Below are 10,675 nucleotides of genomic sequence, written 5' to 3'. Positions count from 1 at the left end.
CTGGGTTCCGTACGGGAGTTCGCGCAGCAGTGGACCGGCGACCTGGACGTCCTCATCAACAACGCCGGTGTCATGGACGTCCCGGCGGCCCGCACCGCCGACGGTCTCGACGTGCAGACCGCGACGAACTACACCGGCCCGTTCGCGCTGACCGGCCTGCTCCTGCCGTACCTGACCGACCGTGTCGTGAGTGTGACCAGCCAGCTGCACCGCCAGTCCAAGCTGGATGTCGCCGACTTGGACTGGCGGTCGCGCACGTACCACCCGATGCACGCCTACCGGGACTCCAAGCTCGCGGTCGTCCTGTTCTCCCTCGAACTCCAGCGGCGGCTGACCGCGTCCGGCAGCCGGGTGAAGTCGGTGCTCGCCCACCCCGGCATCGCCACGACCTCGCTGGCCGCGCACTCCTCGGCGAACGCCGTCAACCGTCTCGCGTTCCTGCTCAACGACCCCGAACACGGCGCTCTGCCGGTCCTGTTCGCGGCCACGCAGGACGTGCCGGGCAACGCCTACGTGGGCCCGGACGGCTTCGGCAGCATCAAGGGCCACCCCACTGTGCGCAAGCCGGGCCGGGTCGGTCTCGACGAGGCGAAGGCCGCCGAGCTGTGGCAGGCGACGGCCGCCCTCACGGGAGTCGGGGGGTGAGTCACCGGCAGGGGGCCGGGACGGAAGGCGTCGGATGCCCTCAGGGGCGCCGCACACAACCACGTTCCGCCCGCTCCGGATCCCCGCTCAGGCCGCCCCGAACGCCGCGAACGCCCACCCCGTCGCCTGGTGCATCGCGTCGCCCGGCAGCGCGGCCCGGGCGTCGCGCAAGGCCTCCGCGAGGGAGAGGCCGACGCTGAGGCCCTTGTGCAGGGCGAGCATCAGCGGGACCACCGCCGCGTCGTTGACCGGCGCGCTGCTGGCCACCACCCCGGCCGTGCCCAGCGGCAGCAACGCCGTGACCAGGCCGAGCAGTTCGTCCGCGCCGACGGAGGCGAGGCGGGCAGTGTCGCAGCTGGACAGGATGATCCGGTACGGGCTGCGGTCCAGGCGTTCGAAGTCGTGGACGATCAGCGGACCGTCGGCCATCCGCAAGGACGAGAAGAGCGGGCTGTCGGCGCGGAAGGCCCCGTGCGCGGCGATGTGCGCGAGCGCCGCGCCGTCGAGCTCCCGCAACACCCGCGGCACGCGCGCCTCGTCGTGCTCCAGCAGGGTCGGCCTGCCGTACCGGTCGGCCAGTTCGGGCACCTCGGCACCCCCGGTCGCAAGGCCCGGCCCGCGTACCAGCACATGGCGTCCACCGGGCGGCGGCTCGGTCTCCCGAGCCCGCAGCCAACTGCTCGCCGACGGCGACACACTGAGCACCCGCTCGCGCAGCGACGGCAGCAGGGCCCACGGCACGCGGTGCAGCCGCCCGGGCGGTACGACGACCACGGGCCCGGAGCCGAGGTGCGCGGCCGCCGGTCCCAGCAGCAGTTCCTCCAGCCGGCGCCCCATCGCCTCGACCACCGGAAGCCGGGCATCCGCCCCGGGATGGGCCAGTCGCCGCAGGCCCGCCTGGACGTGTTCGGCCTCGGTCACGGCGTCCGCCAGCCGCCCGGCCTCGAACCGCCTGACCCGGCCCTCCCCGCACAGCAGCACCTGGACCCGCCCGTCCAGCACGGCGAGCTCCACCAGCCGCACCTCGCCGAGGCGGGCCAGCAGCCGGGCGGGGTCGAAGCGGGTCTCGTCGCCGGGGGCGTCGCCGCGCATGTGCAGGGTGCGGGAACGGATCTCCCGCTCCAGGCGCCGCTGTTCGCGCTCCAGGGCGGGCAGCGGCCGGCCCTCCATGCGGGCCTCCTCGGCCTGGGCGGCGATCACCCGGAACGAGGTGAGATCGCCGAGCAGCACCGGATCGGCAGGCGGCCGGGTCGGCGGCGCCGACAGCGCGGTGGCCCGCCAGCGCTCGCTCCACACCAGCAGCCGGCGCGGCCCGCCCGACTCCACGCTGGCCTGCTGCGCCAGCGCGGCCAGTTCCGTGCCCTGCTCGGTGGCGCGGGCCCGCAGCTCCGAGGCACCGAGCGTCATCCGGTGGTCGTCAAGGACGTCCAGGCCGCGCCGGCAGGCCTCCAGCACGCCCCGGCTCGAACCGGCGGACCGGGCCCGCAGCGCCTGTGCCGCCCAGCCCGTCATCCGCGCGAGTGGCGGCCCGCTGTGCCGGCTGCGGGCGGCCACCGCCAGATGCCGCTCCGCGTCCGCCGTCCAGCCGAGGTCGAGCGCGATCCGGCCCGCGAGGAGGGACGCCTCCGGCGCGACCGGGGCGCCGAAGGACGCGAGCTTCTCCGCCACCGCGGCCGCGTCGGCGACAAGGCGCCCCGAGCCCCGCCCGGCGGCCACCCGCGCCTGGATCAGCACCAGCCGGGCGTGCGCCTCCCACCAGGGCCGCCGCTGCCCGGCGAACAGCCGCACCGCCAGCTCCGCGCGCGCGATCGACGTATGCGGATCGCCCGCCCGCCGGGCCGCGTGCGCCGCGACCAGCAGCAGCTCCGCCTTGCGGGTGGCCTGACCGCCGATGCCGTCGAGCACCCCGATCGCCGCGTCCGCCTCGGCCAGCGCCTCCGGGGCCAGCTCGGCCGCCATCAGGACCTCGCAGCGCCGGATGTAGAGCATGAAGGACGGCGTACCGAGCTTCGCGTACCGCTCCTCGGCCTCGTCGAACAATCGCAGCGCCACCGGGATGTCGCCCGACCGGAACGCGGCCAGCCCCCGGCTCTCCACCGCGTCCGCCTTGTCGTGCTCCTGGCCGGTGGTGTCCCACAGCGCCTCGGCGGCCGTGAAGTCGGCGTCCGCGCGGTCCACCGCGCCCAGCGCCAGATGCACGGTCGCGCGCAGCGTCAGCGCCCGTGCCACCCAGATGGTGTCCTCCGCCTGCCGCAGCACGGGAATCGCCTTGCGTACGTCCTCCAGGGCCTCGCGATGCCGGCCAAGGACCCAGCCGGCGTAGGCCCGCCGGAACAGCACGCGCGCGCGGGTGTGGCCGGTGCCGCGCTCCACCCCGCGCTCCAGCGCGGCCAGCCCCTGCTGAGTGCGCCCCGAGTGCACCAACGCGACCCCGAGCGCGGCCAGGACATCCGCCTCCCGGTCGGCCGAGTCAGCGCGCGCAGCAAGATCGCGCGCCCGCCGCAGGTGATAGAGGGCGATCTTCATGTCGCCCCAGTCCCGCTGCCAGATGCCGATCACCTGGTGGGCGATGGAGGCGTGCAACAGCGACGGATCGGCGTCGAGCACACCTTCCGCCCTCGCCAGCGCGTCCTTCGGGGCGGCGAACACCATCGGCAGCAGTTCAAGGACCGCGTCGCTTCCCGCTGTCACTCCACGGATGGTAGTGGTCCCGGTTGCACACCACATCCGTTTGGCGCTGTATCAAACGACGACCCCGCGGCTCTGACTGACGACCACCGCCTCAGTGGAGGAGGACACGCCATGGCACCTCAGCGTTTCCACGAGCAGTTCGACCAGATCCAACGCTCGATGCCCGACACCCCGCTCGCCCTCGGCCCGGACGACGCGGCCGAGTTCATCTACGAGAAGGGTGTCGTCCTCGCCCGGGACGGCGAGGAGGCCCAGCTCGTCGAGGACACCGTACGCACCCACTTCGACCGGACCACGGGGCTGGTCGCGGACCGGGTGCAGCGCGTGAGCCCGCAGACCAACCGCTCGGGCATCACCCGCATCCAGGTCGGCGACCCCGGCCACGGCGACGGCCGCGGAGACCGCGCGGTCGCGGGCGCCCTGCGCGCGCTCCGGGAGCAGGAAGGACGCACCGGACGCCGACTGGTCAGCCGCAACCACATCGTGTCGATCGCGGTGAACTCCTGCCCCGGCGACGAGCCCGTGCCCGCCCCCCTCACCCAGTCGCCCAACCCGGCCGCGGCCGAGGAATCCCACGAGGACACCGCCGTCCGTGTCCTGGTGATAGACAACGGCCTCACCCACGACTTCGCCTCCTACCCGCTGCTGGCCAACACCCAGGGCGACCCGCAGCTCCAGGAGACCGACGCCAACGGGATACTCCAGCAGTACGTCGGCCACGGCACGTTCATCGCCGGACTCCTCGCGGCCGTCTCGCCCAACACCGACATCACCGTGCGCAACACGCTCAACGACGCCGGTGCGGTCCTGGAGTCCGAGTTCGGCGAGCTGCTCTTCGACGCCGTCGAGCGGGACGGCTGGCCCGACATCCTCAGCCTCTCCGCCGGCACCTCCAACGGCCGCGTCGACGGCCTGCTGGGCCTGGACGGGTTCATGACCGCGCTGCGCGACCAGAGCACCCTCCTGGTGGCCGCGGCCGGCAACAACGCCAGCGCCACCCCGTTCTGGCCCGCCGCCTACGCCTCCCTGCCCGACTACGCGGACGCCGTCCTGTCGGTCGGCGCACTGCGCAGCGACGGCGAGTTCGGCGCCTGCTTCAGCAACCACGGCGCGTGGGTGAAGGTCTACGCCCCCGGCGAGCGCCTCACCAGCTCGCTCACCGGCTTCGACGTGCCCGTCCCGTACATCTACCAGCACTCCACCTACGACGCCTGCCGCTTCGGCTTCACCTACCACTGCACCTGCCAGTACCCGAGCCACGCGGGCGTGCTGAGCGACGACGGTTCCCACCCCACGCCGGACCAGGTGCTGTTCGAAGGGTTCGCGCAGTGGAGCGGCACCTCCTTCGCCACGCCCGTCGCCGCCGGCCTGGTCGCCGCCTTCATGACGGCGAACAAGGAGCAGGACCCGCGCGCCGCCGCGCGGCTGCTGCTCGCCGCCAACACGGAGATCGCGGAGGTACGGGGGGCGCACGTCCCGGCGCTGCGGCCACCCACGTGGCGCGCGATCCCCACCACGTCGGTATGAACGCGATCCACTGGAGGCCACGGTCCAGGGCCACCCCCGTCACGGCGTACGATGACATGCCGTACACGAGGGGTGAGGCCGTGGACCGAGCAGATGTCGGCGCGTTGGTCCAGTCCGCCGTCGACGGTGATGCGGCGGCCTGGAAGGCGCTCGTTGAAGGGCTGAGCCCACTGGTGTGGTCCGTCGTGCGCGCGTACCGGCTCTCCGACGCCGACGCGCACGAGGTCTACCAGACCGTGTGGTTCCGCTTCGCCCAGCATCTGGGCCGGATCCGGGAACCGGAGAAGGCCGGTTCCTGGCTGGCGAGCACCGCGCGGCACGAGAGCCTGAAGGTCATCAGGAGCCTGAAGAGGCTGACCCCGACGGACGATCCGCAACTGCTCGACCGGGTCAGCGAGGACAGCACGCCCGAACAGTCCCTGCTGGACTCCGAGGAGGCCGCCGCCCAGAGCGAGCGCGTGCGCCATCTGTGGCAGGAGTTCGCCGAACTCGGCGACCGGTGCCGGCAGTTGCTGCGCGTCCTGATGGCCGCGCAGCCGCCCAGCTACCAGGAGGTCTCCGCCTCGCTGGGCATCGCCGTCGGCAGCATCGGACCGCTGCGCCAGCGCTGTCTGCGCCGCCTGCGGGCACGACTCGAAGCACGAGGTGCGGTGTGACGAACATCGACGGCACGGACGGCACCGACGGCATGGGTGGCCAGGACGACATGGACGACATGGACGACTTGGACGGCATGAGCGGCGACGACGCCCACGAGGACGACTTCGACGACGACTTCGAACTCGGCCTGCTGGAGGAGGAGTTGCGCCGGGCCGCGGGCATTCTCGACCCGATCCCCGCCCAGCTCCAGCAGCTCGCCGTCGAGGCGTTCGCCCTGCACGACCTCGACGCCCGGATCGCCGAGCTGACCTTCGACTCGGTCACCGACGCCATCCCGGTCAGGGGAGCCGTGGACGTACCGCGGATGCTGACCTTCCACGTGGGCGGGCTGACCGTCGACGTGGAACTGACGGCGGAGGGCCTGATGGGGCAGGTGCTGCCACCGCAGACGGCCCGCATCGAGGTCCTCAGAGGACCGCAGAGCGGCTCCGCGCTGACGACGGACGACATGGGCCGCTTCACCTCCGCGGAGCCCCCCGCCGGTCCGTTCGCCCTGCGGCTGCGGACCGACGAGGGGACCGTCGTCACGGACTGGCTGACGGCCTGAGCGGTCGGGCGCCCTCACGGGGTGCCCGACTCGGCTCATCCAGATGCCTGACGCTTCTCGTCAGGTGCCCGACACAGCTCACCGCGCTCACTTGTCAGCGAGCGCCGGTCACCAGGCGACGGGCAGGTTCTGGGGTCCACGGATCATCGTCCGGCGGCGCCAGACCACCTCATCGGCGGGGGCCGCCAGGCACAGGTCCGGCAACCGGTCCAGGAGCGTGCCGACCAGCAGTTCGGTCTGCAGCCGGGCCAGGACGGCGCCGGTGCAGTAATGCGATCCGTTGCCGAAGGCCAGGTGCGGGTTGGGGTCGCGGTCCGGGTCGATCCGGTCCGGGTCGGGGAAGACGGCCGGGTCCCGGTTGGCGGCCAGGTAGGACACGTACACCGGGTCGCCCGCGGCGATGCGGTGGCCGTGCAGCTCTACGTCCTCCAGGGCGATGCGGGCGAGGCCCACCGAGGTGCGGTGCGGGATGTGGCGCAGGAGCTCGTCGAGGACGGGTCCGCGGGCCTCCGGCTCCCGCATCCGCTCCCTCAACTCCGGCCTGGTGAGCGTCAGGAACAGCATCTGGCCGCAGTTGTGGGTGACGGCCTCGCCGCCGATCTGCAACGGCCCGGCGAGCCCGACCGCCTCCTCCTCGCTGATCTCGCCCCGCCCGACGGCGGCGCCGAGCAGCGAGTACACGTCCTGGCCGGTGCTGTGCGCGCGATCCCGGATCGTGTCGGTGATCCACCCGTACATGCCGTTCTTGGCCCGGTCGGCGGCCTCGGCCCCGCCGGAGGTGGAGATGATCTGCCGGGTCCAGGAGTGCACCCGCTCCCGGTCCTCGGCGGGCACGCCCATGACCTCGCTGACCACGGCGAGCGGGAAGGGTTCCAGGACCCGCTCGATGAGATCGGCCGGCGGACCGTCCCGTACGACCCCGTCGACCAGCTCGTCGAGTAGTTCCTGCGCCCGCGGCCGCAGCCGCTTCATCGCGCCGACCGTGAAGGCACCGGCGACCGGCTTGCGCAGCCGGTTGTGGTCGGGCTGGTCGGCGAAGGCGAGCGAACCCGGCCGAGGCTTGAAGTGCGGTGCCAGCCGGGTCACTTGACGGTGGGTCACCTCCGCGCGGCCGAACCGCGGATCGTTGGTGATCGCCTTCACGTCGTCGTACCGGGTGGCCAGCCACGCCCAGCCCTCGCCGTGCGGCAGCCGGATACGGGTCAGCGGGCCCTCGCGCATCAGCTCCGCGAGCACCGGGTCGAAGTCGTCGGGACCGGCGAGGTCGAGCGCGGGCCAGTCGCGCACCGGGGGCGGTGCCTGGGCGGTCAGCAGGGTGGGATCCTCGGTCATGCACCCACCCTCACCGGCCCCCGCCCGCCTGTCGCGCGGGAGTGCTCCAGCCGGAGGCCGGAGTGAGGCGCCAGGAGGAGTTCAGCGCGGTACGGCGTCCACAAGGGCGGCCAGCGCGGTCGCCAGCCGGTTCAGCCCGGGGCCGGCGGGTCCGCCCGGCTCGGTCATGTACTGGTCCCGGCGGATCTCCACCATCAGGGCGGCCACCCGCGGATCCTTCCCGTAGAACTCCAGCGGCACGTACGTCCCGCCGAACGGGCTGTCCACCCCCGTCTCCCCGCACCCGGCGAACGCCTCCCGCGCGGCCGTCAGCAGCTCGGGCGGGGTGTGGAAGGAGTCGGTGCCGAGGCAGACGGGCGGCCGGGGGCCTTCGCCGTGCAGCTCGTAGGGCAGCGCCGCGGACGGATAGGAGTGCACGTCGATGACGACGGCCCGCCCGGTGGCGGCCAGCCGATCGGCCACGGCCTCCGTCATCGCGTGCGCGTACGGCCGGAAGTAGCGCTCGATGAGCGGTTCGGGATCGCTGTCTTCGGGCCGCAGCGCACTCCGGTGCGTGGTCCGCGTGTACACCGCGCCCATCCCGACCGACAGCATCTCCTCCCGCTCGTCGGGAAACCGCTCCGGATCGACGACCAGCCGCGACAGCCGGTTGACGAACCGCCAGGGCGTGACGGCCGCCAACTCGGCCGCGACCTCGGCCAGTTCGGCGGTGTGCGCGTCCGTGATGTGGTCCAACTCCCGCTCCAGTGCCGCGTCGTCCAGCACGATCCCCTGGCGCACCGCGGCCGGGATCGTCCGCGCCGAGTGCGGCACGTGCAGGATCACGGGGGAGTCGGCGGGGCCGGACAGAAGCTCGAACGGCGGGGCGGCGTCGGGTGCGGCCGGCACTGGCTGCTCCAAGAGGCGTCGAAGGGTGTTGTCAGTGGTGCGTGGCAGCATCAAAGGTGCCACATCGACAGGCACGGACATCCGCGAGACGTCCGTGAGCACGAACCCGGGGGAGCACCATGCCCATCAGCAACCAGCAGGCGGCCACGCACGCGTTTCTCAAGGCCCTCTACCGAGACGCCTACTACCCCGACCACGTCGTGGACCAGGGCCGGGACATCCTGCTGCGGCTGTGCGAGCGCATCGAGACCGAGCGGCCCGCCGACCTGGACGCGCTGTACGTCCTCACCCAGGCCGCCACCGACGAGTTCAACGACCTCCAGACCGCCTTCGAGGAGGCCGGCAGCGAGATCGAGACCGTGGCCCGCGAGGAGATAGCCGAGGACTTCTGGTTCATCGCGAAGACCTACGGCTTCGAGACCGCGGACGTGGAGGAGCTGATCGGCACACGGGACTGGTGAGCGGGCGGCCCGGAGCAGCAGCCAGGCCCGCGAATCGGCGCCAACTGTCAGGCAGGGCCCAGGAGTTCACGTACGAGCCCCCCGACCTGCCCCGTCTCGATCAGGAACCCGTCGTGCCCGTACGGCGACTCGATCACCCGCAACCGGTCGGCGGTCGGGATCAGCGCGGCCAACTCCGCCTGCTGGGCGAGCGGGTAGAGGCGGTCGGAGTCCACGCCTGCGACCAGCGTGCGTGCGGTGACGCGGCTCAGTGCGGAACGGGTGCCGCCGCGGTCCCGGCCGACGTCGTGGGCGTTCATCGCCTCGGACAGGACCACGTAACTGCCCGCGTCGAAGCGGTGGATCAGCTTGGCGGCGTGGTGGTCGAGGTAGGACTCGACCTGGTAGCGGCCGCCGTTCCAGGGATCCTCGGTGCCTTGCGGTGTGCGGCCGAAGCGCATCCGGAGCTCGGGCTCGCTGCGGTAGGTGACGTGGGCCAGTCGGCGGGCCAGGCCGAGGCCGGAGTGCGGGCCGTGGGCGGTGCCGTGGTAGTCGCCGCTCTGCCAGTGCGGGTCCGAACGGACGGCGTGCACCTGGATGTTCGCCCAGGCGATCTGCTCCGCGCTCGCCGCCGCCGTGGTGGCGAGCAGCAGCAGCGCGCCGGTGCGTTCGGGGTGGGACACCGCCCACTCCACGGCCCGCATCCCGCCCATCGATCCGCCGACGACGAGCGCCCACCGCTCGATGCCCAGCGCGTCCGCCAGCCCCGCCTCGGCGGCGACCTGGTCGCGCTGGGTCAGGAACGGGAAGGAGCCGCCCCAGCGTCGGCGCCCGTCAGGACGCGTCGAGGACGGACCCGTACTGCCCTGGCAGCCGCCCAGGACGTTCGGGGCGACGACGAACCAGCGGTCGGTGTCGAGCGCGAGCCCCGGTCCGACCAGCCCGTCCCACCAGCCGGCGGTGGGGTGACCGGGCTCGGCGGGCCCCACGACATGGCTGTCGCCGGTGAGGGCGTGCAGGACGAGGACGGCGTTGGCGCGGTCCGGCGCGAGCCGCCCCCAGGTCTCGAACGCCAGCCGTGCGCCCGGCAGTTCACCGCCCGCCTCCAGCGGGAGCGGCTTCTCCGGAGTGTGCCACCGGCGCCGCCCGGGCGGGTCCCCCTCCCGCCAGGCCCCGGTGGCCGGCGGGAGGGGAACCTCGGAAGCGGCGGCTGCCCGCACCTACGCGCCCTTGGCCGCGCGGAATCCGGCCTCCAGGTCGGCCTTGAGGTCGGCGAGGTTCTCGATGCCGACCGACAGGCGCACCAGACCCGGCGAGGTCCCCGTGGCGGCCAACTGCCCTTCGTCCAGCTGGCTGTGGGTCGTGGACGCCGGGTGGATGATGAGGCTGCGGACGTCACCGATGTTGGCCAGGTGGCTGAACAGCTCGACGGCGTCCACGAAGCGCTTGCCCGCCTCGACGCCGTCCCGCAGCTCGAAGGAGACGACGGCGCCGGCACCCCGCGGGAGATACGTCCGCCCGGCCTCGTACCACTGACTGGACGGAAGTCCCGGATAGTGGACGGCCGCCACCTCGTCCCGCTGCTCCAGCCACTCGGCCAGCGCCTGGGCGTTCGACGAGTGCCGCTCGATACGCAGGCTCAGCGTCTCCACGCCCTGGAGCAGCAGGAACGCGGAGTGCGGGGAGAGCGCCGGGCCGAGGTCGCGCAGCAGCTGCACCCGCAGTTTGATCGCGAAGGCGCCCGGGCCGAGCGCCGGCCAGTACTGGAGGCCGTGGTAGCTCGGGTCGGGCTCGGTGAAGTCAGGGAACCGCTCCGCGTGCGCCCCGAAGTCGAAGGTGCCGCCGTCCACGACGACACCCGCGATGGTCGTCCCGTGCCCGCCGAGGAACTTGGTCGCCGAGTGCACGACGATGTCCGCGCCGTGCTCGATGGGCCGGAGCAGGT

The 10,675-nt window shown here is 73.0% G+C and carries 10 protein-coding genes; 5 read left to right on the top strand and 5 right to left on the bottom strand.

The genetic code is table 11. The annotated features are described in order from the left end of the window. A partial coding sequence (locus ACWDR3_RS45615) for an SDR family NAD(P)-dependent oxidoreductase (RefSeq protein ID WP_450358601.1) occupies positions 1-645 on the top strand: 645 nt, incomplete at its 5' end. Between the two features lie 87 nt (positions 646-732). Here ACWDR3_RS45615 and ACWDR3_RS45610 read toward each other — a convergent pair. Then, complete coding sequence (locus tag ACWDR3_RS45610) at positions 733-3,297, bottom strand: CHAT domain-containing protein (RefSeq protein ID WP_450358603.1); 2,565 nt, start codon at positions 3,295-3,297, stop codon at positions 733-735. A 150-nt stretch (positions 3,298-3,447) separates the two neighbouring features. Here ACWDR3_RS45610 and ACWDR3_RS45605 point away from each other — a divergent pair, with 150 nt between their 5' ends. The 3 genes from ACWDR3_RS45605 (at position 3,448) to ACWDR3_RS45595 (ending at position 6,070) form a co-directional block, all read left to right on the top strand. After that, the gene (locus tag ACWDR3_RS45605; protein ID WP_450358600.1) at positions 3,448-4,863 is read left to right on the top strand and encodes a S8/S53 family peptidase; all 1,416 of its coding nucleotides are present in this window, start codon (positions 3,448-3,450) and stop codon (positions 4,861-4,863) included. An 80-nt stretch (positions 4,864-4,943) separates the two neighbouring features. Then, complete coding sequence (locus ACWDR3_RS45600; protein ID WP_450358599.1) at positions 4,944-5,519, top strand: RNA polymerase sigma factor; 576 nt, start codon at positions 4,944-4,946, stop codon at positions 5,517-5,519. A gap of 59 nt (positions 5,520-5,578) precedes the next feature. Next, positions 5,579-6,070, top strand: a complete 492-nt coding sequence (locus ACWDR3_RS45595) for a hypothetical protein (RefSeq protein WP_450358602.1) — start codon at positions 5,579-5,581, stop codon at positions 6,068-6,070. A 108-nt stretch (positions 6,071-6,178) separates the two neighbouring features. Here the strand turns inward: ACWDR3_RS45595 and ACWDR3_RS45590 are convergent, their stop codons facing one another. Both ACWDR3_RS45590 and ACWDR3_RS45585 read right to left on the bottom strand, forming a co-directional pair. Continuing rightward, entirely contained in the window at positions 6,179-7,402 is a 1,224-nt protein-coding gene (locus ACWDR3_RS45590) for a cytochrome P450 (protein ID WP_450358598.1), read from the bottom strand. Positions 7,403-7,483: 81 nt separating this feature from the next. Beyond that, on the bottom strand, positions 7,484-8,341 hold the full coding sequence (locus ACWDR3_RS45585; protein WP_450358597.1) for an N-formylglutamate amidohydrolase: 858 nt from the start codon (positions 8,339-8,341) through the stop codon (positions 7,484-7,486). 68 nt (positions 8,342-8,409) lie between these two features. On the opposite strand from ACWDR3_RS45585, the gene ACWDR3_RS45580 reads away from it, so the two are divergent. After that, positions 8,410-8,751 carry a DUF5713 family protein gene (locus ACWDR3_RS45580; RefSeq protein ID WP_450358596.1) on the top strand — a complete coding sequence of 114 codons (342 nt, stop codon included), beginning with the start codon at positions 8,410-8,412 and terminating at the stop codon, positions 8,749-8,751. Between the two features lie 47 nt (positions 8,752-8,798). On the opposite strand, the gene metX is transcribed toward ACWDR3_RS45580, so the two are convergent. Further along, a complete protein-coding gene (gene metX, locus ACWDR3_RS45575) occupies positions 8,799-9,950 on the bottom strand; it encodes a homoserine O-acetyltransferase MetX (protein ID WP_450358595.1) in 1,152 nt (383 codons plus the stop codon). Then, a partial coding sequence (locus ACWDR3_RS45570) for a PLP-dependent transferase (protein WP_450358594.1) occupies positions 9,951-10,675 on the bottom strand: 725 nt, incomplete at its 5' end.

The sequence above is a fragment of the Streptomyces sp. NPDC001002 genome, assembly GCF_053599215.1.
This window is presented reverse-complemented; position numbering and strand designations above follow the sequence as displayed.